Annotated in this window: 21 protein-coding genes and 1 pseudogene; 19 read left to right on the forward strand and 3 right to left on the reverse strand. The window is 60.4% G+C overall.

The annotated features are described in order from the left end of the window. Positions 1-4 precede the first annotated feature (4 nt). The 8 genes from ccoO to G7076_RS04110 all read left to right on the forward strand — a co-directional run bounded on the left by ccoO (position 5) and on the right by G7076_RS04110 (position 7,108). Complete coding sequence (ccoO, locus tag G7076_RS04075; RefSeq protein WP_166200626.1) at positions 5-736, forward strand: cytochrome-c oxidase, cbb3-type subunit II; 732 nt, start codon at positions 5-7, stop codon at positions 734-736. Continuing rightward, positions 733-894 (forward strand): cbb3-type cytochrome c oxidase subunit 3, encoded by a 162-nt coding sequence (locus tag G7076_RS04080; protein ID WP_166200628.1) that lies wholly within the window; start codon positions 733-735, stop codon positions 892-894. Before ccoO ends, G7076_RS04080 begins: the two co-directional genes overlap by 4 nt. Next, complete coding sequence (gene ccoP, locus G7076_RS04085) at positions 887-1,849, forward strand: cytochrome-c oxidase, cbb3-type subunit III (RefSeq protein WP_166200630.1); 963 nt, start codon at positions 887-889, stop codon at positions 1,847-1,849. The genes G7076_RS04080 and ccoP overlap by 8 nt, the downstream gene beginning before the upstream one ends. Further along, positions 1,836-3,302, forward strand: coding sequence for a cytochrome c oxidase accessory protein CcoG (gene ccoG / locus G7076_RS04090; RefSeq protein WP_166200632.1), 1,467 nt, complete (start codon positions 1,836-1,838; stop codon positions 3,300-3,302). Before ccoP ends, ccoG begins: the two co-directional genes overlap by 14 nt. A gap of 11 nt (positions 3,303-3,313) precedes the next feature. Continuing rightward, the gene (locus G7076_RS04095; RefSeq protein ID WP_166200634.1) at positions 3,314-3,757 is read left to right on the forward strand and encodes a FixH family protein; all 444 of its coding nucleotides are present in this window, start codon (positions 3,314-3,316) and stop codon (positions 3,755-3,757) included. A 56-nt stretch (positions 3,758-3,813) separates the two neighbouring features. Beyond that, positions 3,814-5,877, forward strand: a complete 2,064-nt coding sequence (locus tag G7076_RS04100) for a heavy metal translocating P-type ATPase (RefSeq protein WP_166203358.1) — start codon at positions 3,814-3,816, stop codon at positions 5,875-5,877. Further along, a complete protein-coding gene (gene ccoS / locus G7076_RS04105; protein ID WP_166200636.1) occupies positions 5,874-6,035 on the forward strand; it encodes a cbb3-type cytochrome oxidase assembly protein CcoS in 162 nt (53 codons plus the stop codon). The genes G7076_RS04100 and ccoS overlap by 4 nt, the downstream gene beginning before the upstream one ends. 386 nt (positions 6,036-6,421) lie before the next feature. After that, the gene (locus G7076_RS04110) at positions 6,422-7,108 is read left to right on the forward strand and encodes a Crp/Fnr family transcriptional regulator (RefSeq protein WP_166200638.1); all 687 of its coding nucleotides are present in this window, start codon (positions 6,422-6,424) and stop codon (positions 7,106-7,108) included. Here G7076_RS04110 and G7076_RS04115 read toward each other — a convergent pair. Further along, on the reverse strand, positions 7,087-7,530 hold the full coding sequence (locus G7076_RS04115) for a hypothetical protein (protein WP_166200640.1): 444 nt from the start codon (positions 7,528-7,530) through the stop codon (positions 7,087-7,089). The two genes, G7076_RS04110 and G7076_RS04115, sit on opposite strands and share 22 nt — an antisense overlap. Before the next feature lie 174 nt (positions 7,531-7,704). Here G7076_RS04115 and G7076_RS04120 point away from each other — a divergent pair, with 174 nt between their 5' ends. The 10 genes and pseudogenes from G7076_RS04120 (at position 7,705) to G7076_RS04165 (ending at position 23,332) form a co-directional block, all read left to right on the forward strand. Next, positions 7,705-8,874 carry an NnrS family protein gene (locus G7076_RS04120; RefSeq protein ID WP_240913955.1) on the forward strand — a complete coding sequence of 390 codons (1,170 nt, stop codon included), beginning with the start codon at positions 7,705-7,707 and terminating at the stop codon, positions 8,872-8,874. A 75-nt stretch (positions 8,875-8,949) separates the two neighbouring features. Continuing rightward, positions 8,950-11,169 carry an adenosylcobalamin-dependent ribonucleoside-diphosphate reductase gene (locus G7076_RS04125; RefSeq protein ID WP_166200642.1) on the forward strand — a complete coding sequence of 740 codons (2,220 nt, stop codon included), beginning with the start codon at positions 8,950-8,952 and terminating at the stop codon, positions 11,167-11,169. Positions 11,170-11,276: 107 nt separating this feature from the next. Beyond that, positions 11,277-12,250 (forward strand): annotated as a pseudogene (moaA, locus tag G7076_RS04130) (GTP 3',8-cyclase MoaA). A gap of 91 nt (positions 12,251-12,341) precedes the next feature. Next, positions 12,342-15,077, forward strand: coding sequence for an MFS transporter (locus G7076_RS04135; protein WP_166200644.1), 2,736 nt, complete (start codon positions 12,342-12,344; stop codon positions 15,075-15,077). Between the two features lie 13 nt (positions 15,078-15,090). Beyond that, positions 15,091-18,888, forward strand: coding sequence for a nitrate reductase subunit alpha (locus G7076_RS04140; protein ID WP_166200646.1), 3,798 nt, complete (start codon positions 15,091-15,093; stop codon positions 18,886-18,888). Further along, positions 18,888-20,414, forward strand: a complete 1,527-nt coding sequence (gene narH, locus G7076_RS04145) for a nitrate reductase subunit beta (RefSeq protein ID WP_166200648.1) — start codon at positions 18,888-18,890, stop codon at positions 20,412-20,414. The genes G7076_RS04140 and narH overlap by 1 nt, the downstream gene beginning before the upstream one ends. Next, on the forward strand, positions 20,411-21,109 hold the full coding sequence (narJ, locus tag G7076_RS04150; protein WP_166200650.1) for a nitrate reductase molybdenum cofactor assembly chaperone: 699 nt from the start codon (positions 20,411-20,413) through the stop codon (positions 21,107-21,109). Before narH ends, narJ begins: the two co-directional genes overlap by 4 nt. Further along, a complete protein-coding gene (narI, locus tag G7076_RS04155) occupies positions 21,106-21,894 on the forward strand; it encodes a respiratory nitrate reductase subunit gamma (RefSeq protein ID WP_166200652.1) in 789 nt (262 codons plus the stop codon). The genes narJ and narI overlap by 4 nt, the downstream gene beginning before the upstream one ends. A gap of 130 nt (positions 21,895-22,024) precedes the next feature. After that, positions 22,025-22,798, forward strand: a complete 774-nt coding sequence (locus tag G7076_RS04160; protein ID WP_166200654.1) for a peptidylprolyl isomerase — start codon at positions 22,025-22,027, stop codon at positions 22,796-22,798. A 297-nt stretch (positions 22,799-23,095) separates the two neighbouring features. Next, positions 23,096-23,332: a hypothetical protein gene (locus G7076_RS04165; RefSeq protein ID WP_166200656.1), complete on the forward strand. Its 237-nt coding sequence runs from the start codon at positions 23,096-23,098 to the stop codon at positions 23,330-23,332. Between the two features lie 22 nt (positions 23,333-23,354). On the opposite strand, the gene G7076_RS04170 is transcribed toward G7076_RS04165, so the two are convergent. Beyond that, on the reverse strand, positions 23,355-23,807 hold the full coding sequence (locus G7076_RS04170; RefSeq protein ID WP_166200658.1) for a hypothetical protein: 453 nt from the start codon (positions 23,805-23,807) through the stop codon (positions 23,355-23,357). 302 nt (positions 23,808-24,109) lie between these two features. Between G7076_RS04170 and G7076_RS04175 the strand changes: the two genes are divergently transcribed. Beyond that, positions 24,110-24,649: a helix-turn-helix domain-containing protein gene (locus G7076_RS04175; RefSeq protein ID WP_240913867.1), complete on the forward strand. Its 540-nt coding sequence runs from the start codon at positions 24,110-24,112 to the stop codon at positions 24,647-24,649. A gap of 6 nt (positions 24,650-24,655) precedes the next feature. Here the strand turns inward: G7076_RS04175 and G7076_RS04180 are convergent, their stop codons facing one another. Continuing rightward, positions 24,656-25,882 carry an alginate export family protein gene (locus G7076_RS04180; RefSeq protein WP_166200662.1) on the reverse strand — a complete coding sequence of 409 codons (1,227 nt, stop codon included), beginning with the start codon at positions 25,880-25,882 and terminating at the stop codon, positions 24,656-24,658. Positions 25,883-25,934 lie beyond the last annotated feature (52 nt).

Raw genomic sequence — 25,934 nt, forward strand, 5'->3', positions numbered from 1 at the left:
AACCATGGCTATCCTGAAGCTCCAAAAGAACCTCGAACGCAACGTCACGTTGCTCGGCCTGGCGTCGTTGCTGGTGGTCGTGATCGGCGGCATCGTCGAGATCGCGCCCTTGTTCTACATCGACCAGACGATCGAGCGTGTGCAAGGCGTTCGCCCGCTGACTCCGCTCGAGCAAAAGGGCCGCGACATCTACGTCCGCGAGGGCTGTTACACGTGCCACAGCCAGATGATCCGGCCCTTCCGCGACGAGGTCGAACGCTACGGCCACTACAGCCTTGCCGCCGAGAGCATGTATGATCACCCGTTCCAGTGGGGTTCAAAGCGAACCGGGCCCGATGTTGCGCGGGTAGGCGGGCGCTATTCGGACGAATGGCATGTCCAGCATCTCAAGGACCCGCGCTCCGTCGTCCCTGAATCGATCATGCCGCCCTACGCCTTTCTGTCCGAGAGCGACCTTACGGTCGAGGGCTACGGCGCGAACCTTAAGGCGCTGCGTCGCGTCGGGGTGCCTTACTCCAAGGAGGACCTTGAGAAAGCGGAGCAGGACATGCGGCTGCAGGGCGGCGGAGACGGTGACGTCAAGGACCTCCAGAAGCGCTATCCCGACGCCCAGGCGCGCGACTTTGACGGGCAGCCCGGTCGCCTGACCGAGATGGATGCTTTGGTCGCCTATCTCCAGCAGCTGGGTACCCATGTCGACTTCCGGAAAGTCGAGCCGCACGAGGTGAAGCAATGACCTACGAAGCCTTCCGGCATTTTGCCGATAGCTGGTGGCTGGCCCTCATGGTGCTCGCCTATGTCTTCCTGGTCGGATGGTCCTTCCGACCCTCAAAGCGGGACTCCAACGCGCGCGCCGCAAGGATGATTTTCGACGAGGACGAAAACGATGGCTGATTCCAAGCGCATCGACGAACCGACCGGCACCGAGACCGTCGGTCACGAGTGGGACGGCATCGAGGAACTCGATACGCCGATGCCGCGATGGTGGCTGTGGACGCTCTACGCCACGATCGCCTGGGCGCTCATCTACACCGTGCTCTATCCCGCGTGGCCGTTGATCAACAAGGCGACGGCAGGCGTCTGGAACTGGTCGAGTCGCGAGCAGTTCGCGGCGGAAATGAAGGCCGAGCGCGACCGCAAGAGGCCGGTAGAATTGGCGCTGGCCCAGCTTCCAATCGAACGGCTGCCTGAGGACAGCAAGCTGCTTAACGCCGCAGTTCAGGGCGGGGCGGCTGCGTTCAAGGTCAATTGCGTCCAGTGCCATGGATCGGGCGCAGCCGGGAGCAAGGGCTATCCCAATCTCAACGACGACGATTGGCTGTGGGGAGGCGATCTTAAGGCCATCCACCAGACGCTCGAGCACGGTATCCGCCAGCCCGGAAACGAGAAGACCCGCGGTGGAGCAATGCCCGCGTTCGGTGGCGGCCTTTCCGATCAGCAGATCGAGGACGTGGCGCTTTTCGTGAGGACCCTCTCGGGCGCGGAACGACCCAGCGCGGCCTCACTGCGCGGCCAAGCGGTCTTCGCGGGTAACTGCGCGGTCTGTCACGGCGCAAGCGGTACGGGCACACGGGCAGTCGGTGCGCCAAACCTTACGGACAAGATCTGGCTCTTCGGCGGTGACCGGGACACGATCATCGAGACGATCACCAAGGGCCGCGGTGGGATCATGCCATCGTGGGGCAATCGGCTCGATGCGGTGACCGTGAAGATGCTCGCGGCTTACGTCCATTCGCTGGGCGGGGGAGAGGCGTTCGTGCCTGAAGTCGCATCTGCTGCAGAGGCCGGAAAGCCGAAGACGGAAGCAGCTGCTGTTCCTGCTGCGATCAAGCAAAATGCGACACGCTGACGACCTCACCAATCGCGCTCGCAACCGCTTTTTCGAGAAGCGCCGCAAGGTCTTCCCGCGTCAGATCGATGGGCACTTCCGGCGCTTCAAGTGGCTGGTCATGGCCATCACCCTGGCGATCTATTACCTGACGCCGTGGCTGCGCTGGGACCGCGGGCCGCACGCGCCCGACCAGGCGGTCCTGGTGGATCTCGCGCATCGTCGTTTCTACATGTTCTCGATCGAGATCTGGCCGCACGAATTCTATTATGTGGCAGGCCTGCTCATCATGGCGGCGATCGGCCTTTTCCTGGTCACGAGCGCGGTCGGGCGAGCCTGGTGCGGCTACGCATGTCCTCAGACTGTTTGGACCGACTTATTCCAACACGTCGAGCGATTCATCGACGGCGACCGCAACGCTCAGCGGAAACTCGACGAAGCGCCCTGGGGGGCGACGAAGATCGCCAAGCGGCTGTCGAAATGGACTGTCTGGCTACTTATCGGCATGGCCACGGGTGGCGCGTGGGTCTTCTACTTCACCGACGCGCCGACGCTGGCACGCGAACTTCTCGACGGCACCGCGCCGCGTGTCGCCTATGCGACGATATTCATCCTGACGATGACGACCTTCATTTTCGGCGGTTTCATGCGCGAGCAGGTGTGCATTTACATGTGCCCCTGGCCGAGAATCCAGGGCGCAATGCTCGACGAACAGAGCCTGGTCGTGACTTACAAGGATTGGCGGGGCGAACCGCGCGGACGCGGGTTGAAGCGCCGCGAGGAGGATGCGACGTCACTGATCCCGCAAGGCGATTGCATTGACTGCCTCGCGTGCGTGGCTGTCTGTCCGACAGGGATCGATATACGCGAAGGGCCGCAGATCGGCTGCATCACCTGCGCCCTGTGTATCGACGCCTGCGACCAGGTGATGGACAAGATCGGCAAGCCGAGAAAGCTGATCGGGTATACTACTATCGCCGACGAGCAACTTGCGCGCGAAGGCAAGGCACCCAAGCCACCGCTACGCCGTCTGTTCCGTCTGCGTACGTTGCTCTACTTTGGCGTGTGGGCGGGAATTGGCTCAGCCATGCTGTTCACCCTCGGCACGCGCGAGCGAATTGAGCTTGACCTCGCCCAGTCGCGGAACCCGCTTTGGATACGCCTCAGCGATGGCGACGTGCGCAATGCCTACACGGTCAAGATCCGCAACATGGAGAACCGCGATCGGCGATTCATAGTCAGCGTTCGGGGCATCGAGGCGGAGCTCTGGGACGAGACGATGTCGATAGAATCGGCGAAGCCGACGCTCACTCTTACAGTGCCCGCGGACAAGGTGCTGAAGCGCTCGATTTACGTTGCGGCTCCCGGAGAAGGCCCAGAGGAGACGCAAATCCTGCTGAGTGTTCGAGCGCTCGACGTGGACGGCGGGGAAGCTGTCGCCAAGGCCAAGTTCAACCGGCCTGATGACGAGTGAGGAGAGTTGCGATGACGAACAGGTTCACCGGTTGGCACATGTTCGCAATCCTCGTCGTTTTTTTCGGGATCGTCATCGCGGTCAATGTCTGGCTAGCCGTTTCGGCCCGCACAACGTTCGGAGGTACCCTCGCCGAGAACGGATATGTCGCGAGCCAAGACTATAACAAGTGGATCGCGGCCAGCGCAGCCCAGGACCGACTTGGATGGTCCGTTAAAACGGCGAGGGAAGGGGGCCGGCTAGTCCTGGTCGCCACCGGCGTAGATCAACCGGATGTCACTGTCCTCCTTCGCCACCCGCTGGGCCGCGAGCCGGAGCGCCTTATGTCTATGCGTTCGCTGGGCGATGGCCGGTTCGAGTCGATTCATCGACTTCCCGAGGGACGTTGGCGGGTGCACATCGATCTAGCCAAGGGCAACAACCGAGCGCGCTTCCTCGAGGAAGTGCGGCAGTGAACGTCGCCACGAAGATCGAGCCTGGATCAGAAGCCTCGCTTTTTGCCGTCGAGGGCATGCGCTGTGCGGCCTGCATAGATCGAATTGAACGTGGTCTTGCCAAGGTGCCGGGAATAGCCGCCGCGAGGGTCAATCTCTCCGCTCGGCGGGTGCGAGTTGAGCACGATCCGGCGCTGAGTGACGAAGCAATCATCGAAGCGTTCAAAACCGCGGGGTTCGACGCTCATGTCTTTGCGGGCGAGGCCGCGGGCCCGCAGCGGTCGACCGAGAGCCGGCGGCTGATGCTCGCGCTCGCTGTCGCGGGATTTGCATCGATGAACATCATGCTGCTCTCGGTCAGCATCTGGTCGGGTGCGATTGGGCCGACCCGGCAGTTGTTCCACTGGATCAGCGCTCTGATCGCCATTCCTACGGTCGTTTATTCCGGCATGCCGTTCTTCACCAGCGCGGTGGCCGCGCTGCGCCAGCGGCGTACGAACATGGATGTGCCGATTTCTATCGGGGTGATCGGCACCACTGCGATGAGTCTCTACGAAACCGCGACGGGCGGCGAGCACGCCTATTTCGACGGCGCGGTGATGCTGCTGTTTTTCCTGCTCGCGGGTCGATTTCTGGACAGCATGATGCGCGCCCGTGCCGAGGATTCCGTCGCCGCGCTTCTTCGCCGGGTTCCGGACGAGGCCACGGTATTGATCGCCGGCCGGCACGAACGCCGCAAAGTCGAATTGCTTGCACCGGGCGACGTGATCTTCGTTGCTGCAGGGGAGCGGATTGCCGTCGATGGGACAATCGTCGACGGGACCAGCGAAGTGGACCGCGCCCTGATCACAGGCGAAAGCCTGCCGGAGAGGGTTACGCCCGGTTCGTCCGTGCTTGCGGGCACGATCAATCTCGGCCGTCCGCTCACTGTTCGGTCGACTGCGGTCGGTGCTGCAACCGCCATCGCCGACATTGTTCGGTTGATGGAGGAGGCGAGCGGCTCGAAGTCGCTTTATGTCCGCATCGCCGATCGTGCCGCCCGGCTCTATGCGCCCGCAGTGCACAGCCTCGCAGCGCTGACGCTGGTGGGATGGCTGATTGCCGGAGCCGGCTTCCACCAGGCGTTGCTGATTGCAGTGGCGGTTCTCATCATCACCTGTCCTTGCGCGCTGGGACTAGCCGTGCCGATCGCGCAGGTTGTGGCCGCAGGCGCGCTGATGCGGCGCGGGGTACTGGTCAAGGATGGTTCGGCGCTCGAGCGGCTGTCGCTCGCTGACTTGGCCTTGCTCGACAAGACCGGTACGGCGACGCTCGGTCGGCTCGACCCATCGAACCTGCCCACCACCGAGCGCGAGCGTTCCATTCTCGCTGCGTTGGCACGGGCGAGCCGGCACCCTCTCGCACGTTCCGTCACCTGCGCTCTGGACGGTGTCGAGCCTGCCGAGGTCACGGCTATATCCGAAATCTCGGGAGCGGGTGTCGAAGCCTACGTCGATGGTGTTCGCTGGCGCTTTGGCCGTCCGGACTGGGTCGGGGCGGAGCGCGAGGGCGGGGTGACGGTTGCCGCTTTTGGTCCGGAGGGTGGCGAATCCCGCCTCATTGCCTTTGCCGACAAGGTGCGTCCGGATGCCCGCAAAGCGATGGGCGAGCTGAAAGCGCTCGCAGTTGAGGCGCGTCTCATCAGCGGCGACGATGCCAAGGTGGTCGAGGAAATCGCCACCCACATGGGGATCGAATGGAAGGCGCGAGTAACGCCCGCGGGCAAGAACGCACTGGTAATGGCCGAACAGGCCGCCGGACGACGGGTGCTGATGGTCGGCGACGGTTTGAACGACGGACCGGCGCTCAAAGCCGCCGACGTGGCCATGGCACCGGCCGCTGCGTCGGACGTCGGCCAGATGGCGGCGGATCTCGTGTTCTTCGGAGATAGCCTGGACGCCGTGCCTGTCGCCGTCCGAGCGGCGCGCCGGACCATGCGCGTCATCAAACAGAATTTCGCACTCGCCATCGGTTACAACGTGCTTGCCGTGCCGCTCGCCATAATCGGCGCCGTAACTCCCCTCATCGCTGCGCTGGCGATGTCCGGAAGTTCGATCCTCGTCGTCGCCAACGCGCTTCGCCTGAGGAGTTCGGCGCGATGAGCGGGATCATAATATTGCTGCCGATCGCGCTTGGCCTCGGGCTGATGGGACTAGCCGCTTTCTTCTGGGCGGCGCGGAGTGGTCAATTCGAAGACCTTGAAGGCGCTTCGATGCGCGTTCTCATCGATGACAACGATGATGACACCAGCAGCTCCTAGATCCGCACGCTACGATCGCTTGAGCGAACGCCGTCATGACGGTGAGTGACGAAGTGACGACACAAGTGCGCGATCGCCTGAGTATGTGGCGCTATCCCTACCTTCGTCGGCTGCCCGATCTGTTTGGCCTTTCCAATGCGAACTAGCCTTTCCAGTGATCTGGTCCTGCTCGCCGGACTATGCTTCGTGGCTCAGCCCGCTCTGGCAGCCCGGCCATCCGGCGAGATGATCTGCACGGCCGCTGGCCCAACGCGATTGCCGTCGCAGCCCGAGGACATGCCGCAGGGATGTCATGTCTGTGTCTTGTGCGCCAGGAGCCAGAAAGACGAAGACAGCGAAGCAAGCTAAGTCTTTGCGATTCCCTTGGTCTGTGGCAATGGCCGGCGATGAGTAACTCGGTAACCCAGCGCTGCAGAGACTGTCTTGTTCGCGACGTTTCGCTGTGTGCCTCCCTGTGCGACGACGAATTGGCGTCGCTCGGAGAAATCGGCCGCCGCAAGGTCGTTCCCAAGGGCGAAGTGGTTGCGTGGGAGGGGGATGAGAACCCACTGTGCGCGAACGTCGTTTCGGGAGCGCTGAAGCTTCTCAAGACTACTCCCGACGGGCGTGAACAGTCGGTCGGCCTGCTGTTCGCGGGTGATTTCGTGGGCCAGCCCTTCTCCGAAAGCGGCGGCCTGACTGCAGTCGCACTCGCCGATACGGACCTGTGCCTCTACCCCCGCGGCCAGTTTGAGCGAGTGCTTGGCGACCAGCCCAAGCTTGAGCGGGCGTTGCTTGAGCGCACGATGCGTAGTCTGAACGAATCGCGGGACCGACAGCTGACATTGGCTCGAAAGGGTGCGCGGGCGCGCGTCGCCGGCTTCCTGCTCGACCTCGCTCGAAACAGTCGCGTGGGCGAGATCGAATTGCCTATGAGCCGTGGCGATATTGCTGATTACCTCGGTCTCACGATCGAAACCGTCAGTCGCCAATTCACGGAGTTGAGGACCGCGGCACTTATATCGGCAGATCGCGGGAGCCGGTCGGTTCGTATCCTCGACCCTGGCGCCCTTCAGTCGGTCGCGGAAGACTGACAATCCGAGCAGCCGAGGGCCAGTCGCTCGATAGCGATAGCCCGTCGCCGCCCGTCGAATAGCGCGCGAAGCATATAAGATAGACATTCCGCATCGGTGTGCGTCGGTTTGCGCCAATAAGCCCAGAGTGCGTCTATGACGTCCTCGGCATGGATCGCGTCCAACAGCCGGCAGTCAAGCGCATGTTCCAGCGAGCGCATCCGGTCTGTGACTTCATTGCTCCCCCATCGCGCCGCAGCGGAGCGGAGCCTTTCGGTTAGCCGCCGCAAGTCGGAATCAGGATGGAGATCCGGGAGGGTGTCGGCCAGCCCCTCTAGATCTGCGCAAAGAGCGAGATCGATCTCATGCTGCCGCGGGATGTCGCATTCGACCCCGCCGATCTCGCACTCGAAAGAGCCATTCGCGGTAGACCAATTGCCCATGTTGCCCGCTATCAGTGGAGAGGCGCCAGCAGTCTTTGATCGCAATCAAAGGCGCAAAAATTACGTGGGCGTGATCCAGATCAACGTACATGGCTTGCACTGCGTCAGATAACCTTCATGCAGACAGTCATGGAAACCCGCGGGGAACAGATGCTCGCCCTACGTCGAGCCCGAATGGCCGCTTCGCCGGCGTTTTTGAGAGGTGGGTTCAGGCCATTCTTTCTGGGAGGCGCAGCTTGGGCCGTAGCCGCACTAACGCTTTGGCTGCTGTCGCTCACTTCAGTGTTGGTGCTTCCTTCCGCGTTTGATCCATTGGCGTGGCATCGGCACGAGATGATCTTTGGCTTCGTGGGAGCTGTAGTGGCGGGCTTCCTCCTCACTGCCATCCCGAACTGGACGGGTCGTTTGCCGATTGCCGGGCTGCCCTTGGCAGGGCTCTTTTCACTTTGGCTGGCGGGCCGCTTTGCACTCCTGTTTTCACTGTCGATCGGCATTCTTCCAGCGGCAATCTTGGATGCCGGCTTCTATCTCGTGCTCGCCGGATTTGCGGCGCGAGAAGTTCTGGAGGGAAAGAACCGCAACCTGCCGATCGTGGGCCTGGTGTTCCTTTTCGGCCTCGCAAATGCCTTTGATTACCTGGCTGCTTCCGGCGTCGTGGATGACGCCTCCCTTCCGTGGAAAACCGCCTTGTCACTAGTGATCATCATGATCTCGCTCATCGGCGGGCGGATCATTCCTTCATTCACTCGGAACTGGCTGATGAAGCGGGGCATTCGTGAGAGCCTCCCCGGTCAGCCGGATCGATTCGATCTGATCGCAATTGGAGTAACCGCTTTTGCGCTGTTCACGTGGCTCCTTGCACCGGCAGGGGAGTTTCCCGCGTCCGTGCTGATGGTGGCTGCCGCTCTCCAATTTCTCCGTTTGATCCGTTGGAAAGGCTGGAAGACTCTTGCGGATCCGCTGGTGCTGATCTTGCACGTCGGGTTCCTCTGGGTGCCCGTCGGACTGGGATTGCTCGCATTGTCGCAGGTCAATGCAAGCGTTCCTCAGTCCGCTGCAGTGCACGCCCTGACAGCTGGAGCGATGGCAACGATGATTCTTGCCGTGATGACCCGCGCGACCCTTGGCCACACGGGCCGTGAACTTCGCGCAGGCCCGGCCACCGCACTGATCTACATATTCGTCACGGCCGGTGCAGTTTTGCGGGTCGCCGCAGGATTTGGTGCGATTGAATACAGGTTGGGTCTGGAAGTCGCAGGCGGTCTTTGGATGAGCGCCTTCGTTCTATTCCTATTCGTTTACGGGCCGATTCTTGTCCGGCCCAGGCTAGGCGAACAAATTTGATTCCTACCGCGATGCGCTAGATCAATTTGTCGATCGATCCTCGCGCTAGCCTTCCCCTAAACCGGGGAGGAATCGATGGGGTTTGAAGTCGCGCTCGCGGAAGAGATCTGGACCGCAAAATATCGTTTCAGGCCGTCAGAAGGCACTGGCGACGAAGATTTTGCAGCTACCGCAAACAGGATTGCGAGCGCGATAGCGACAGCCGAAGCTCCGGAAAGCCGGGAAATGTGGGCGCGTCACTTCCGAGACGCGATGCTGGACTTCAAATTCCTGCCGGCTGGACGAGTGATTGCGGGGGCAGGGACCGCTCGTGCAGTCACATTGTTCAATTGCTTCGTAATGGGCACGGTCCCCGATAGCCTCGGCGGAATCTTCGACCATCTGCGCGAAGCCGCCCTCACCATGCAGCAAGGAGGGGGCGTCGGTATCGATTTCTCCACCGTTCGCCCAAATGGAGCCGCGGTCAAAGGCGTTGGTGCGGAGGCGTCGGGGCCACTTTCATTCATGGATTGCTGGGACGCCATGTGCCGGACAGTTCACTCGGCCGGCCAGAGGCGCGGAGCGATGATGGGTTGTCTATCGATCGGGCACCCCGACATCGAGGCTTTCATCGACGCCAAGCGCGACTCCCATCGTCTCCGCAACTTCAATCTGTCGGTCCTCGTCAGCGATGCCTTCATGGCCGCACTTGGAACCGATGATGACTGGCCCCTCGAATTCGAAGGCAAGACATATCGCCATGTTCGGGCTCGTGATCTGTGGGAACGCTTGATGCGCTCGACTTACGATTGCGCAGAACCTGGCGTGATCTTCATCGACCGGGTGAACGAGGCGAACAACCTCCGTCACTGCGAAACTATCAGTGCCAGTAATCCCTGCGGAGAACAGATGTTGCCGCCGTATGGCGCATGCCTACTGGGCTCGATCAATCTGGCCAGGCTGGTCGAGCGTCCTTTCGAGGATGGGGCAGAGCTCAACGAAGAAGAATTGGCCGCGCTCACTTCAACTGCTGTTCGAATGCTCGACAATGTCATCGACATATCGCGCTATCCCTTGCCGCAGCAGGAGACGGAAGCGAAGGCCAAGCGGCGCATTGGTCTCGGCGTGACCGGTCTTGCCGACGCGCTGCTGTTCTGCGGCAAAGTCTACGGCAGCAGCGAAGCAGTGCATCTGACCCGACGCTGGCTAACCATCATCAAGCGGGAGGCCTACCGCACCTCCGCTCGGCTTGCAGCCGAGAAAGGGCCGTTTCCGCTTTACGACGAAATCATGCTGGACACGCCCAACCTTCTCGCCCTGGACGAGGAGACACGTGCCCTGATTGCTAAGCACGGGTTGCGCAATGGATGTCTCACCTCGATAGCCCCCACCGGGACGACCTCGCTCCTGGCGGGCAACGTTTCGTCTGGAATCGAGCCCGTTTTCGCATATTCCTACGAGAGACGGATTCTTCAGCCGGATGGCACCGCGCGCTTCGAACCTGTGGAAGATTATGCCGCGCGCGTCTGGCGCCATCTGAAAGGCGACGAGCCGCCTCCAGAAAGCCTGTTCGTCAGTGCGCAGACATTGAAGCCGGCCGACCATCTCGCGATGCAAGCAGCCGCCCAGGCGCTCGTCGACAGTTCGATTTCGAAAACGGTCAATTGTCCCGAGGACATTCCGTTCGATGAATTCGCCGACATCTATATCGAAGGCTATCATCTCGGCTGCAAAGGGCTGACCACCTATCGACCAAATGCGATCACCGGCTCAGTGCTGAAAGTTGCTGATCATCCCGGCGAAGCGGATGAAAGCGCCCCAGACTTGCAACTGGCACCAAGACAGGAAGCGCTCGCCGGAAGGACCTACAAGCTGAGATGGCCCGAAAGCGCTCACGCGGTTTATGTGACGATCAACGACCTGGAGGCTGATGGTGACCGGCGTCCCTTCGAGATTTTCGTCAATTCGAAGAACATGGAGCACTACGCCTGGACCCTGGGTCTCACGCGCATGATCTCGGCGGTCTTCCGCCGCGGCGGGGATGTCTCCTTCGTTCCAGAAGAGCTGAAGGCGGTCTTCGATCCGCGGGGCGGAGCATGGATGAATGGACGATACGTGCCGTCGCTGCTGGCCGCGATCGGCGAGATCATCGAAAAGCATATCGGCCAGGGCGGGGACGGCGGTGTCCCCAAAGCCGATGACGTGCCGATCGTGGCGGCCATCAAACCGTGCTGCCCACGCTGCGGCGCCGCAGCGATCATTCGCGTCGAGGGCTGCGATAAGTGTCTTGAATGCGGCCACTCGAAATGCGGCTGACTTGATTCAGATCACCGGACAGGCTTCAACAAGCGTCTAGCCGAATCCTCGTATTACGTCGGAGACGAAACGGGATGGACGCACGAGTGAAGCGTATGATGGGGCCTATGGTCGACACCTTCGGCCGGACCATCGACTACGTTCGCATCTCCGTTACCGACAGATGTAACCTTCGGTGCCGCTATTGCATGTCGGAGCGGATGCAGTTCCTTCCCAAGTCCGAAATCCTCAGTCTCGAAGAGATCGTGGACCTGGCTGATATTTTCATTGCTCGCGGTGTTCGGCGGATCCGCCTCACTGGCGGGGAGCCCCTGGTCCGAAGAGGAGTGGGCGAACTTTTCAAAAGCCTCGGGGAGCGCATCGGCGACGGTCTCGAAGAGGTGACGCTGACCACCAACGGCGTTCTTCTCGACCAATATGCGGCGTTGCTCGCACGATGCGGTGTGAAGCGTGTCAACGTCAGTCTCGACAGCCTGGACCGTGACCGTTTCTCTCACATCACGAGGGGAGGGGATCTTGGCCGGGTGCTGCAGGGGATAGCCGCTGCGCAGCTCGCCGGTCTCAGCGTCAAGATCAACATGGTCGCGCTGGCAGGGCTGAACGATGACGAAATCGAAGACATGCTGCTGTGGTGCGATGCCCATGACTGCGATCTGACGCTGATTGAGACCATGCCCTTGGGAGAGGTGGAGGAGGACCGAACGGACCATTACCTCGCCTTGGACGGGGTGCGCGAGAGACTGGATGAACGCTTCGGATTGATCCCGACATTGCAGCGAACGGGTGGTCCTGCGCGATACTTCGAGGTTCAGGGACTGAAGATCCGTCTTGGCCTCATTACGCCGCTTAGCGCCAATTTCTGCTCCGGCTGTAATCGAATCCGGGTAGCCGCCACTGGGACCGTTTATGGTTGCCTGGGCCATGAACAGAAGGTCGAGCTCAGGGATGCCTTGCGCTCGGGGGCCGCGCTGGCGTTCATGAACTCCTTGATTTGCTCTTGGCTGGGAAGCCGAAGGGCCACGACTTCCGGATTGGCGCGGGTGCTGCGGTTTCGCGGCATATGAGTGTGACGGGAGGATGATTTTTGTCTCGGAAATGATCCTGATCAAACTCCCGGCCCTAGTCTTCCGCCAAGGTTACGGCATGGAAATGGGTTCCAGGGGATCAAGCCGATGACCGATTTCGTCGAAGAGCGCCCGGCAGATGGCGCCAATCGTGTCTTGTGGACCAGCACCGCGGCATTCACCGCCTGTTTTGCCGTCTGGACGATATTCTCGATCATTGGGCTGGGAGTCAAAGATGAACTCGGCCTCAGCGAGACCGAGTTCGGGCTTCTTATCGGAACTCCGATACTTACGGGCTCCCTGTCTCGCGTGTTTCTGGGCGTATGGGCAGACCAGATTGGGGGCCGCCGGGTCTTCGCTCTCGTCATGGTGCTCGCCGCGATCGCGACATTTCTTACGTCGTACGCCGACACTTATGTCGAGCTTCTGATTGCGGCCCTCGGAGTGGGCATCGCGGGCGGTTCGTTCTCGGTCGGCGTCACCTATGTCTCGAAATTCTATCCAAAATCGCGGCAGGGAACGGCACTAGGGATCTTTGGCGCCGGCAACGTGGGCTCGGCTGTAACCAAGTTCACCGCCCCCTTCGTGATGGTTGCCGCAGGTTGGCAGGCCGTGGCTCAGGTGTGGGCCGCCGCTCTTCTGGCCATGACCGTGGTGTTCCTGGCGCTGACCAAGGAAGATCCGGATCAGCAGGCCAGGGCTCGGGAAAAGCGCAAAGCCGAGTCCATGAGAAGTCAGCTCTCCGTCTTGAAAAACGTCCAGGTCTGGCGGTTCGCGCTTTATTACTTCTTCGTGTTTGGCGCGTTCGTAGCCCTTGCCCTTTGGCTGCCCCGATACCTCATGGGGGTTTACGATCTCGACGTGAAAACCGCCGGAATGCTGGCCGCCTTTTACTCGGTCCCGGCGAGCCTCTTCCGGATTTACGGCGGCAGTCTATCGGACCGCTACGGTGCCCGTTCAGTAATGTACGTGACGTTCGGCGTGTCGGTCCTCTGCACGTTCATGCTGTCCTATCCGCCCACGACGTACATCATCGAAGGTGTGAAGGGGCCGATCACCTTCCGTACCGAGATGGGGCTGATCCCGTTCCTGGTGACGATCTTCGTGCTGGGCTTTTTCATGAGCCTCGGCAAAGCCGCGGTGTTCAAACATATCCCCGTTTATTACCCTAACCACGTTGGGGCGGTCGGCGGTCTGGTCGGCATGATTGGCGGCCTTGGCGGGTTTGTCCTTCCGCTTGCTTTTGGTGCGCTCAACGATCTTACCGGCGTATGGACCAGCTGCTTCGTGCTGCTTTTTGTCCTCGTTGGCGTCGCGCTTACGTGGATGCACTTTGCCATCCGGAACATGGAAGCCGTTGCGCGACGCGAAGGGGTTTCCGAAACGACGCCGGAATTGCCCGAGATGCAGGGGCTGGGCGAACCCGGGTTCCTTGCACCGCCGCGCCGGGCAGGTCCGATCGTGGACTGGCGCCCCGAGAATCCCGAGTTCTGGCAGCGCGCGGGTAGGGCAGTGGCGAAGCGAAACCTGTGGGTTTCAACTTACTGCCTCCTGCTTTCGTTCGCTGTCTGGATGGTATGGTCGGTTGTCGTTGCGCGCCTTCCTTCGATAGGATTTGAATTCTCGACGGGGCAGCTGTTCTGGCTTGCGGCGCTTCCTGGCCTATCAGGAGCGACCCTGCGGATTTTCTACGCATTTCTCGTGCCGATCTTCGGCGGCCGGCTCTGGACGACCTTGTCGACGGGCTCGCTGCTCATTCCAGCCTTCGGAATCGGCTACGCGGTACAGAACCCCGATACGCCTTATCTGATCTTCCTGGTGCTGGCGCTGCTGTGCGGACTGGGCGGCGGAAACTTCGCTTCCTCGATGGCCAACATCAGCTACTTCTTCCCGAAAGCCGAGAAGGGCAACGCTCTCGCAATCAACGCCGGCCTTGGGAACCTTGGCGTCAGTGTCATGCAATTCCTCGTGCCAGTCGTCGTGACGATGAGCCTTTTTGGGGCCATCGGCGGTCAAGCACAGGTTGCCAGCGATGGCACCCAGTTGTGGATGCAAAACGCCGGTTTCGTGTGGGTGCCACTGATCATCCTAGGCAGCCTCGCGGCCTGGTTCGGAATGAACGATATCGTTTCCGCGAAATCCTCATTTGCCGAGCAGGCGACGATATTCGGCCGCGCCCACACCTGGCTGATGTGCTGGCTGTACACCGGCACTTTCGGGACCTTCATTGGCATGTCGGCCGGCTTCCCGCTGCTCGCCAAGCTCGTATTTCCCGAGATCAATGCGCTGAAATACGCGTTCATTGGGCCGCTGCTCGGTGCCGTTTCGCGGGCCGGCACGGGCTGGGTGGCCGATCGCTTCGGTGGCGCAAGGGTGAGCTTCTGGGTCTTCATCGTGCAGATGGCAGCAGTCCTCGGCATGATCTCTTTCCTCAACGCCGAGAGTTTCTGGGGCTTCTTCTCGATGGTCCTGCTGCTGTTCGTGGCGAGCGGGGTAGGCAATGCCTCCACCTTCCAGATGGTGCCGGGTATCATGCGCCACGAGGTCGACCGGACTTCTCCGGGTCTATCGGATGAGCTTCGGCGCCAACAGGCGGAGCGGGAATCCGCGGCCGTCATTGGCTTTACGTCTGCGATCGCTGCCTACGGCGCTTTCTATATCCCCAAGGCTTACGGCTCGTCGATTGAGCTTACCGGTACGGCCAATGCTGCAATCTGGGGCTTCCTGGTTTTCTACATCAGCTGCGCCGTGCTGACCTGGCTCGTCTACAGCGGGCCGCGCGGAATGTTGCACGATATCGAGCGTCGATTGGCGCCCGTTAAACAAGCGGCCATGCCGGCCTAGGAGGACCAATCGAATGAGTCATTTTCTTGATCGGCTGACCTATTTCCGCAGGACCCGCGAGAAGTTTTCAGAGGGCCACGGCATTACGACGGACGAGGCGCGCGATTGGGAAGATGCCTATCGTAAACGCTGGGCCGCGGACAAGATTGTCCGTTCCACCCACGGCGTGAACTGCACGGGATCCTGTTCCTGGAAAATCTACGTGAAGGGCGGGATTGTTACGTGGGAAACCCAACAGACGGACTATCCACGCACGCGGCCGGATCTTCCAAATCACGAGCCACGGGGGTGTCCGCGCGGAGCTAGCTACAGCTGGTACCTCTACTCGGGAACCCGCATCAAATATCCGCTCGTTCGTTCGCGGCTCATTCGTCACTGGCGGGAAGCTCGAAAGTCCATGAGCCCTGTCGCGGCCTGGAAGTCGATCGTCCAGGACAGCGACAAGCGGCGTGACTGGGTTTCGAGGCGCGGTCGCGGTGGGTTCGTCCGGGTGGGTTGGGACGAAGTTACCGAACTTGTCGCGGCCGCTAACGCGTACACGATCAAGGAGTACGGCCCGGACCGGATCGCGGGCTTCTCTCCAATCCCTGCGATGTCGATGATCTCTTACGCCGCTGGGAGCCGTTACCTTTCGCTCATCGGCGGAAACCTGCTGAGCTTCTACGATTGGTACTGCGACCTTCCGCCATCGTCTCCGCAGACCTGGGGAGAGCAAACGGACGTTCCCGAGAGCGCGGACTGGTACAACGCCGGGTTCCTGCTGGTCTGGGGCTCCAACATCCCCATGACCCGCGCACCCGACGCCCACTTCTACTCCGAGGTCCGATATCGCGGGGCGAAGAGCGTCGTGATCGCTCCGGACTTCAATGAAGCGGCCAAGTTCTCTGACCTGTGGCTGCATCCCAAGCAGGGCACGGACGCTGCGCTCGCGATGGCGCTTGGGCATGTGGTGCTCAAGGAATTCTATGTCGACCGGCAGGTCGAATATTTTACGAACTATACCCGCAAGTATTCTGACTTCCCGCTGCTCGTGAAGCTGGTCGATCGCGCTGGAACGCTGGTCCCCGATCGGCTGCTGCGCGCTGCCGATATCAAGGGCGCGCTTGGCGAAAAGGGCAATCCGGACTGGAAGGCCGTCGCATTTGACGAGTTGAGCGGGAAACTGGTGGCGCCTGTCGGCTCTGCGGGACATCGATGGGACACCGAGGGAAAGTGGAACCTCGAAGAAAAGGACGGCCGCGGCAAGGACGTAAAGCTGCGAACCACGCTGGCCGACGAGCACGACTCCATCCAGCCAGTCGCCTTTCCTTATTTCGGAGCCGAGGCGCCGCACGACTTCGTTGCCACAGATCACGATTCGGTGCTGCTTCGCAACGTCCCGGTGAAGCAGGTCAAGTTGGCCGACGGCAGCAGCTGCCCGGTGGCGACAGTCTTCGACCTGTTCTGCGCCAATTATGGCGTCGATCGCGGGTTCGGGGGCAGCAATGTTGCCAAGAGCTACGACGAGGACCTGCCGTTCACGCCTGCCTGGGGCGAGAAGGTAACGGGTGTGCCCCGACAGGCTATCATCCAGGTGGCCCGGGAATTCGCCGCCAACGCCGAGATCACCGAAGGCCGGTCGATGGTCATCCTCGGGGCGGGACTCAATCACTGGTATCACATGGACATGAGCTACCGCGGCATCATCGCGCTGCTCGTGATGTGTGGTTGCGTTGGCCAGTCGGGCGGCGGCTGGTCCCACTATGTTGGCCAGGAAAAGCTTCGTCCGCAAACGGGCTGGCTGCCACTGGCCTTCGGGCTCGACTGGTCACGGCCGCCAAGGCAAATGAATGGCACCAGCTTCTTTTACGCCCATACCGACCAGTGGCGGTACGAATCGTTGAGGATGTCGGAAATCCTGTCGCCGCTTGCCCCCGATGGCGACTGGTCGGGCAGCATGATCGATTACAACGTCCGGGCCGAGCGGATGGGCTGGCTGCCATCGGCACCGCAGCTACAGACAAATCCAATCGAACTAGGGCGCAAGATCCACGAGTCCGGTAGCGACGTGACGGCGACTGTGGTCGAAGGGCTGAAATCGGGCGAACTGAAGCCGGCGTGCCACGATCCGGACAATCCAATCAACTGGCCGCGCAACATGTTCTTCTGGCGATCGAACGTGCTCGGCGCGAGCGGCAAGGGCCACGAATATTTCCTGAAGCATCTCGTCGGCTCACTGCATGGCGTGATCGGCACCGATGAAGAGGCCGCAGGGCACGATCGTCCCAAGGATGTGGTCTGGCATGAAGAGGCTCCGGTCGGAAAACTCGACCTGATGGTGAACATCGACTTCCGCATGTCGACGACCAGCATCTACTCCGACGTCGTCCTGCCAACCGCCACTTGGTACGAAAAGCACGACCTCAACACGTCGGACATGCACCCATTCATCCATCCGTTGTCCGCGGCAGTGGACCCGGCTTGGGAGACAAAGAGCGACTGGAACATCTTCCGCGCGATCGCCAAGAAATTCTCGGATATCGCGCCCGAGGTACTGGGGGTCGAGCACGACGTCGTAATGACGCCGATCCAGCACGACACGCCAGCGGAGCTAGCCCAGCCCTACGAGCCGAAGGATTGGACGAAGGGGGAATGCGAGCCAATCCCCGGCAAGACGATGTCCACTATCTCCCTCGTGGAGAGAAACTATCCGGAAACCTATGCCCGCTTCACGTCTCTCGGCCCATTGCTCGAAAAGCTTGGCAACGGCGGCAAGGGCATCGGCTGGGATACCAAGCGCGAGGTGGAACTGCTTGGCGATCTGAATGGCCGGGTACTCGAGGGTCCCACCGTGGGAAGGCCAAAAGTCGATAGCGATATCGACGCCTGCGAAACGATCCTGATGCTGGCGCCTGAGACAAATGGCGAAGTGGCCGTTAAAGCCTGGGAGGCGCTCGGCAAGATCACCGGGCGCGAGCATGGCCACCTGGCGATCGGTAAGGAAGAGGAGAAAATCCGATTCCGCGACGTCGCTGCCCAACCTCGCAAGATCATCTCGTCGCCCACCTGGTCCGGGCTGGAGAGCGAGCACGTTTGCTACAATGCCGGCTACACGAACGTGCATGAGCTCATTCCGTGGCGAACGCTTACCGGTAGGCAGCAGCTCTACCAGGATCATCACTGGATGAGGGCATTTGGCGAAGGGTTCGTGACCTGGCGCCCACCGATCGACACCAAGACCGTCCGGCAGGTTCTGGGCAAATTGCCGAATGGCAACAAGGAGATCCTGCTCAATATCCTGACCCCGCACCAGAAGTGGGGCATCCACTCAACCTATACCGAGAACCTCATCATGCTCAGCCTCAATCGAGGAGGGCCCACGGTTTGGATCAGCGAGGACGACGCTCGCTCGGCCGGTATTGTCGACAACGACTGGATCGAGGTGTTCAACATCAACGGCGCGCTGACCGCTCGTGCGATCGTATCGCAGCGGATCATGCCTGGCTCCGCGATCATGTATCACGCCCAGGAAAAGCTGGTAAACACGGTCGGCTCTGAGATCACGGGCCAGCGCGGTGGCATTCACAACAGCGTCACTCGGATCAACATGAAGCCAACCCACATGATCGGCGGGTATGTGCAGCTCGCCTACGGCTTCAATTATTATGGTACCGTCGGAGCCAATCGCGACGAGTTCGTCATCCTTCGCAAGATGAGCGAAGTGAACTGGTTCGATAAAGCGGCCGACGATTCCGCGAACGTGGAAGGCGGTACCGCTGATTGGGGAACTGGCGTCAAAGGTGCGCAAGCCACCGGAAAGGAGGTGGCGTGATGAAAGTACGCGCACAGATTGCGATGGTTCTCAACCTCGACAAGTGCATCGGCTGTCACACCTGCTCGATCACCTGCAAGAACGTTTGGACCAACCGCGAAGGCGTTGAGTACGCCTGGTTCAACAACGTCGAGACTAAGCCCGGTATCGGTTATCCCAAGGACTGGGAAAATCAGGAGCGCTGGAAAGGAGGCTGGATCCGAAAGAAAAACGGCAAGATCCAGCCGCGACAGGGCGCGAAATGGCGGATTCTATCCAAGATTTTCGCCAACCCGCACCTGCCGGAGATCGACGACTTCTACGAGCCTTACACCTTCGAATACGAGTGGCTGCAAGCGGCGCCCGAACTCCAGGCGCAGCCAACAGCAAGACCGCGTTCTCTCGTGACCGGCCAGACGATGAACAAGATCGAATGGAGCGGGAACTGGGAGGACATGCTCGGTGGCGAATTCGAGAAGCGCAGCCACGACAGCAATTTCGAGGGCATCGAGAAGGAAATCTACGGGCAGTTCGAAAAGACCTTCATGATGTACCTTCCGAGGCTCTGTGAGCACTGCCTCAATCCGACCTGCTTGGCATCATGCCCATCGGGCGCGATCTACAAGCGCGAGGAAGACGGTATCGTCCTGATCGACCAGGAGAAATGCCGAGGCTGGCGAATGTGCGTGTCCGGCTGCCCGTACAAGAAAATCTACTACAATTGGTCGACCGGAAAATCCGAGAAATGCATCTTCTGCTATCCTCGAATTGAAACGGGGCAGCCGACTGTCTGCTCGGAAACCTGCGTTGGCCGCATCCGCTATCTCGGCGTCGTCCTGTACGATGCGGACAGGATCGAAGCTGCCGCTTCTGTAGAGGACCCCAAGGACCTTTACCCCGCACAGCTCGGCGTCTTCCTCGATCCAAACGATGTGTCGGTGCAAGAGGCCGCGAGAGCCGAGGGCATATCCGATCAATGGCTCGAAGCCGCGATCCGCTCTCCGGTTTACAAGATGGCCATGGAGTGGAAGATCGCCTTCCCGCTCCACCCCGAGTACCGGACGCTCCCGATGGTCTGGTATGTGCCGCCATTGTCACCGATCCAGTCGGCTGCAGAGGCAGGAAAGATCTCCGCGAAAGACGGCATGCCGGACGTTCGGAGCCTCCGCATTCCACTGAGATATCTCGCGAACTTGCTCACCGCGGGAGACGAGGAGCCGATAGCGGCTGCCCTGGAGAGAATGCTCGCGATGCGATCCTACATGCGGGCCAAGAGCGTCGAAGGCCGCATCGATGAGAGCATTCCGGAGCGCGTCGGCCTGACGCGTGATCGCATTGAGGAAATGTACCGGATCATGGCGCTTGCCGCCTACGAGGACCGATACGTCATCCCCACGGCTCGCCGCGAATTCGACGAGGACGCATACGTACTACGTGGAACTTCGGGCTTTGGTTTTGGCGAGCCCACGCAGGGAAAGAACAAGGTAAACCTGTTCGGCGGCACGAAGCGGTCGCCCAACAAGCCGGACATGAAAGTTTCGACATGAGGCTGACTCTCAGAGCGCTATCCGCGCTCCTTGGATATCCTTCTGATGACTTGAAGGAGCATGCCGGGGAGTTGCGTACGGTTATTTCGGATGAGCGTGCGTTGCCACGCCGGGAACAAGATAGGTTGGCGGCGCTCCTGGACGCACTGGAAACTGAGGATCTCCTCGACCTCCAGTCGGCATACAGTGAGTTGTTCGATCGCTCCCGGTCGCTGTCCCTCCATCTCTTTGAACATGTGCATGGCGATAACCGGGAGCGTGGCCAGGCGATGATCGACCTTGGGCAGCAATATCTGTCCAACGGGTTCTTTCTCGAGGCCAACGAACTACCGGACTTCGTGCCCGTCTTCCTGGAATATGCGTCCTGCCTTACCGACAGCGAGGCGCGCGAAACCCTGGCGCAGCCGGCACACGTTTTCGCAGCTCTCGCCGAGAGGCTGGATAAGCGGGAAACTCCTTACGCGGCCATATTTCACGGTCTCGTCTCGCTTGCGGGGGTCAATCTCGACGAAGATGCCAAGGCATCGATCGATCAGAATACGCCGGCTGAAGATCCGCAGGACATCGATCAGGAATGGGAGGAGGCGCCCGTGTCGTTCAACAGCTCCGCAGCGCATGAAATGGGCGGGCCAACAGGCGTCGTCGCCAAGATCAGGGCTTCCAACCGTGCGACAAGCCAGGGAGGCCGGGCATGAACGCTTTCATCAATCAATTGGCGTTCGGATGGTATCCATACCTCGCCGTGACGGTCCTTGTGGTGGGGAGCATCTTCAGGTTCGACGCACATCAATTCGGATGGCGGTCGCAATCCAGCCAATTCCTCAGAAGGCGCCAGATGGTCCTTGGTTCGAACCTGTTCCACATGGGCATACTCGTATTGCTCATGGGGCATTTCATCGGCCTTCTGACTCCAATCAACGTGTTCGACGCGTTGGGAGTGAGCCATTCATTCAAGCAAACGACCGCGCTGGTGGTCGGCGGCATCGCCGGGCTCGCAGCATACGTGGGTTGCACGCTGCTCCTCCATCGTCGGCTGTTTGACGCCCGAATCCGCAAGAGTTCCTCTTTGGGCGATATTCTCGTCCTCGTGCTTCTCTGGCTCCAGCTCACTTTGGGGCTGCTTACGACGTGGTGGACGCTCGAACACCTCGATGGCAGCGAAATGGTAAAGTTCATGAACTGGGCGAACGGCATTCTGACCCTGGATCCCGCTGCTCCAGATCGGCTGAAAGACGTGGCCCTGGTGTACAAGCTGCACATCATCCTGGGGCTGACGCTGTTCCTGATTACGCCCTTCACGAGGCTGGTTCACATTTGGAGCGCGCCAATATGGTTCCTGATCCGGCCTGGCTACCAGATCGTGAGGTCGCGACGGCTCGGTCGTAAAGGGTCGCCCACCCGCGGGCCAGCAGGCGTTGCGCCGAGCTATGGCGGCGACACCGTGATGCGCACCGCCCTCGACGAAGGTCGCGCAACGTGACTCGCCCTCTCGACGTCATAAACCTCGAGGATCCCTCGCAGCGACTGTCCCCGCACATGATGAGTTCGTGCGAGACAGGTGGGTGCGGCGGGTCTGAGCCAATGATGCCGCCCCTCCAACCTTCGGCGACGTGAGCGTCAACGGGGTCGAGATTACTCCGGAGGCAATCGCGCAGGAGATCCAATATCATCCTGCTCCCGACGCGGAGACAGCGTGGACGGAAGCCGCGCGTGCGCTTGCTGTGAAAGAATTGCTTCTGCAGGAGGCCAGGCGCCTTGGGATTGAAGGCACGCCAGAGCAGGACGAAGGCGGGCGGGCAGAAGAAAACGAGGACGCGGTCGTGCGAACTCTGCTCGAGGAAGTCATCAAGCCGGCATTGCCGGATGAAACGGAATGTCGCCGGTTTTACGAGGCGAACGTTGCTCGCTTTCGGACCCCGGACCTGTTCGACGCTGCTCATATCCTCATCGAACCCGAAGCCGATGATGAAGCAGGATGGGAAGCCGCGAGGCGCCAGGCAGAAAAAATTATCCATGAAGTCGGCGATAATCAGAATGCCTTTGCCGCTGCTGCACGGTCCATGTCGGGCTGCGCTTCCGCGCAGCAAGACGGGTCCTTGGGGCAGATCCGACGCGGCGAACTGGTGGGATCGATTCAAGAAGGCCTTGAGGCGCTTGAAGATGGCCAAACGGGCCGGGAGCCCGTGCGATCTCGTTTCGGGTGGCACGTCCTGCGTCTCCACCGCCGACTGCCAGGACGGACTCTTCCATTTGAACACGTGCGCGACAAGATCGCGGACACGCTTGAAGCGAGGAGCTGGTCAGTGGAGTCTGCCCGCTACGTCGCGGGGCTCGCTGCGAACGGAAAGGTCGAAGGTGTTCTTATCGACCAAGCTTCCAGCTAATGCCAATGTTGGGCGATCTGCTGGGCGCCGCGAGGGCAGGGGCCGGGAATTTCCAGGCTTGGCTTCGTGTCTCCGATCCTGCCTTGGCTGAAGCGGTCGATCGCGCAGCTGAGGCAAGCCAGGTCACTGCGACCAGCTTCGTGAGAGCTGCGATCGCGGACTTTTCCCGTTTCGCCAGTGAAGAGGACTGGGCAACGCTTTCGTCCAATTTAAAGCGAACCGATGACCCGGGAACAGCATGCCTGCTTGCGATGGTGGATTGGCGCTTGACGGTTAAGACTTGCCAGCAACATGCTCATGAGCCTCACACAGGAGACTTGGCTGATGACCGACCTCAGTAAAGATCAGCCCGTCCAGGCGCCTCTCAACCCGGCGCTGAAAAGCACGACCGAGACTTCACATGACACGGAGACGTCGTCGGAAGCGCCGTTCGACACCGCTTCCGCAAAGGAAGGCGAAGGCGAGGGCTGGCCGGTCATCTGGCTCGTCGTGACAATTCTAGGCGTTCTTCTCGCTGTCTGGTTCCTGGCCTAGGTTCATACTTAGGCCGCGCGAGCTAAACGGGTCCCGTCAGCCGTCTCACGAAGTCGACGGACTCTGCAAATAATCCAAGCTGCTCCAAGGCGCGCCGCCTTTTTGATCCGGGCTTGAACAATCCTCTGGCGTCAAGGTTGTAGACCACCACCGCGCAGCCCATGCGGTCTGCCAACTCGTCAATTGCGGCGGACAGCGCGTCGCGTACCAGCGGCGTGTGACTAAATTCCAGGGTGACCAGCGCCTCTATACGAAGCACTTCGCCATATCGGAGATTGCTCCCCACGACGTAGCCTGCGACCCCGTGAATTCGGCGGTCCTCGGCGCGGGCGGCCAGGACACCTCCGCCCTGTTCCAGCAAATGCTTCGCAAAGTTGATCCATTGGCCAGTTTCCACGCCAGCGAGGCAGCGGATCAGGGGATAGGCTTCCGAGAGTTCGTGTGCTTCCAGATTTGAGACGCTCAAGCTGGGCATCGATCCGCCATTGCAGGTTTCGGGAGTTTGAAGCGTAGGCAGGAAAAGCTATGGGACGTTGAGCCAGATCATTTGCCGGGGACTCGGCGTCAGGAACCGCGATTTTGCCGTACCCAGCTCAAGGACCTCTGCAGGAACTCCCGGTCGGGCATCCCTGCGAAGACTGTCCGATCAGGCCGATCACGATTTGCCGCAGGCTAGATCCAGCTACGCTTGCTGACCTCCGCGCCATGGGCACTATGCAGCGTCTGGAACCAGCGCAGCCGATATTTCATGAGGGCGACGCCGTGAGGCGGGTTTTCATGCTCGCCCACGGGTCCTTGAAAATCTATTCACTTCTTGCAGACGGTCGGCGTCAGATCACGGGGTTCATGTTCCCCGGCGATTTTCTCGGCGTTTCCATCAACGATGAATATGCCTTCTCGGCCGAGGCCCTCGCTAGCAGCGAGCTTTGGTGGTTCACCCGGGATGCTTTTGACCGGTTCGTCGAAAGCCACCCAAACGTGGAACGAGAGCTCTATCGCCTCGCCGCCCATGAGCTCGCCGCTGCCCAGGCGCAGATGGTGCTCTTGGGGCGCAAGACTGCTGCGGAACGCGTGGCGAGCTTTTTCCTGACTCTGCTTGAGCGCCGCGAGCTGGTCGAAGGCGAGAGACTGAGTGAATTCGACTTACCAATGGGCCGTCTCGACGTCGCCGACTATCTCGGACTGACCAAGGAAACTGTAAGCCGGATGCTTGCGCATCTTCGCGACAGAAACCTTATCCGGCTAGTCCGGCAGGACCGGATCGAGGTGTTGGACCGTGATGCGCTGAGAGACATGGCCCAGGGATTTGGCGAATAGGGCAAGCTACTTGAGAGCCCACTCCGCCTGGAGCCAGAGCTTGCGCGTATCGACGCCGTAGTTGTTGGCATTGTAGTCGGCCCACTTGGCGAGCAGCGCGACCCGCCCGACATTGAATCCGAGCGAGGTGTCCCACTCAGTCCCGTATTTGCTGTTGCCTGCGTCACTATCGAAACGATGGTAGCTAAGCGTTGCGACTAGCGGCTTGATCGCGGGAATCTTCTCGGATTTGTACGAAAGGGTGACGTAGCTGTCCTGTAAACCACCTGGGGGCGTGGTCAGGAACACGTCGGCCCAACCGTTGAACTTGTGCAGCGTTGCCATCGGGGTCTGCACAGCCCGGCCGTTATCACTCCCGAGCTTTTCCCAACCGCCATTGAAAGAGAATTCTTTCAGCGTGGCACCAGCGTCTAGCGACCAGTAATCGGCTGAATAGTTGAACGGGTTTTTCCCATAGTCAGACTGGCGCGCGTAGCTTGCACGAAGGTTGAATTTCGCGTCAGCCGTGACCGGGATCGAGGTACTGAGGAAGAGGCCATAGGTTTGGCTGCTGTTCGCAACAAAGAACGATTCATCATAATCCAGGAGGTAAGCGAACACCTTTCCTTGCACGGGTCCGACCTTTGAACCGGCGCCGGCAAATATGAAATCTCCATCATACGCCGTTCGTGGGCCAGCGTCGGAACCAAAGATCGTGCGCTGCTTGATCGCATAAGTGAGGTCTAGACTGGACGGACCAGATTTCAGCTCGCCTCGTAATGCATCGAAAGTCTGCTCGTTCTGACGCCAGCCAACGGATCCTACCCAGCGTTGATCGTCCAGATTGATGCGCTGGCGTCCGAGTGTCACCGTGCCCTTGCCGGCTTTATACTGAAGCTGCAGGCGGTTCAGTTCGATGTTTTGCGGATCGGCAACGACCGAATGCTCCGGTCTCCATTGCCGTTCGCCCGGGAGCGCGAACGGGAAGGCGTTATAGTTGTTCACGAGCGCCGCGGTGCCCTCAGCTTCCGCAAGAAATGACAGGTTGCCGATCATTGCCTCGGCGCCGGCACGAATTCGAAGCGTAAGCGCATCGGCGTCTGCCGAAGGCTGGTCGACGTTCTCGAAACGTAAGCGCGATTCAAGCAGAGGCTTGATTTTGAGCTTTTCACTGTTCGCGGCCTGGGCGGCTCCAACGCCACTCCAACTCAAAAGAAGTGCGCCAAGAACAGCTTTTGTCAGATCGAGAGCCATCAAATCGCCTTTCGCTGTATCGACATTGCTGCTTGGCGCTTCTCATGCTTAG

It is taken from the genome of Sphingomonas sp. HDW15A, assembly GCF_011301715.1.
Taxonomy (GTDB): Bacteria; Pseudomonadota; Alphaproteobacteria; order Sphingomonadales; family Sphingomonadaceae; genus Sphingomicrobium.

Excerpts from the sequence above, each read along its gene's own strand:
- ccoO (WP_166200626.1), top strand. The coding sequence starts at position 5 with ATGGCTATCCTGAAGCTCCAAAAGAACCTCGAACGCAACGTCACGTTG.
- G7076_RS04080 (WP_166200628.1), top strand. The coding sequence starts at position 733 with ATGACCTACGAAGCCTTCCGGCATTTTGCCGATAGCTGGTGGCTGGCC.
- ccoP (WP_166200630.1), top strand. The coding sequence starts at position 887 with ATGGCTGATTCCAAGCGCATCGACGAACCGACCGGCACCGAGACCGTC.
- ccoG (WP_166200632.1), top strand. The coding sequence starts at position 1,836 with ATGCGACACGCTGACGACCTCACCAATCGCGCTCGCAACCGCTTTTTC.
- G7076_RS04095 (WP_166200634.1), top strand. The coding sequence starts at position 3,314 with ATGACGAACAGGTTCACCGGTTGGCACATGTTCGCAATCCTCGTCGTT.
- G7076_RS04100 (WP_166203358.1), top strand. The coding sequence starts at position 3,814 with ATGCGCTGTGCGGCCTGCATAGATCGAATTGAACGTGGTCTTGCCAAG.
- ccoS (WP_166200636.1), top strand. The coding sequence starts at position 5,874 with ATGAGCGGGATCATAATATTGCTGCCGATCGCGCTTGGCCTCGGGCTG.
- G7076_RS04110 (WP_166200638.1), top strand. The coding sequence starts at position 6,422 with ATGAGTAACTCGGTAACCCAGCGCTGCAGAGACTGTCTTGTTCGCGAC.
- G7076_RS04115 (WP_166200640.1), bottom strand. The coding sequence starts at position 7,530 with ATGGGCAATTGGTCTACCGCGAATGGCTCTTTCGAGTGCGAGATCGGC.
- G7076_RS04120 (WP_240913955.1), top strand. The coding sequence starts at position 7,705 with ATGGCCGCTTCGCCGGCGTTTTTGAGAGGTGGGTTCAGGCCATTCTTT.
- G7076_RS04125 (WP_166200642.1), top strand. The coding sequence starts at position 8,950 with ATGGGGTTTGAAGTCGCGCTCGCGGAAGAGATCTGGACCGCAAAATAT.
- G7076_RS04135 (WP_166200644.1), top strand. The coding sequence starts at position 12,342 with ATGACCGATTTCGTCGAAGAGCGCCCGGCAGATGGCGCCAATCGTGTC.
- G7076_RS04140 (WP_166200646.1), top strand. The coding sequence starts at position 15,091 with ATGAGTCATTTTCTTGATCGGCTGACCTATTTCCGCAGGACCCGCGAG.
- narH (WP_166200648.1), top strand. The coding sequence starts at position 18,888 with ATGAAAGTACGCGCACAGATTGCGATGGTTCTCAACCTCGACAAGTGC.
- narJ (WP_166200650.1), top strand. The coding sequence starts at position 20,411 with ATGAGGCTGACTCTCAGAGCGCTATCCGCGCTCCTTGGATATCCTTCT.
- narI (WP_166200652.1), top strand. The coding sequence starts at position 21,106 with ATGAACGCTTTCATCAATCAATTGGCGTTCGGATGGTATCCATACCTC.
- G7076_RS04165 (WP_166200656.1), top strand. The coding sequence starts at position 23,096 with ATGAGCCTCACACAGGAGACTTGGCTGATGACCGACCTCAGTAAAGAT.
- G7076_RS04170 (WP_166200658.1), bottom strand. The coding sequence starts at position 23,807 with ATGCCCAGCTTGAGCGTCTCAAATCTGGAAGCACACGAACTCTCGGAA.
- G7076_RS04175 (WP_240913867.1), top strand. The coding sequence starts at position 24,110 with ATGCTCGCCCACGGGTCCTTGAAAATCTATTCACTTCTTGCAGACGGT.
- G7076_RS04180 (WP_166200662.1), bottom strand. The coding sequence starts at position 25,882 with ATGGCTCTCGATCTGACAAAAGCTGTTCTTGGCGCACTTCTTTTGAGT.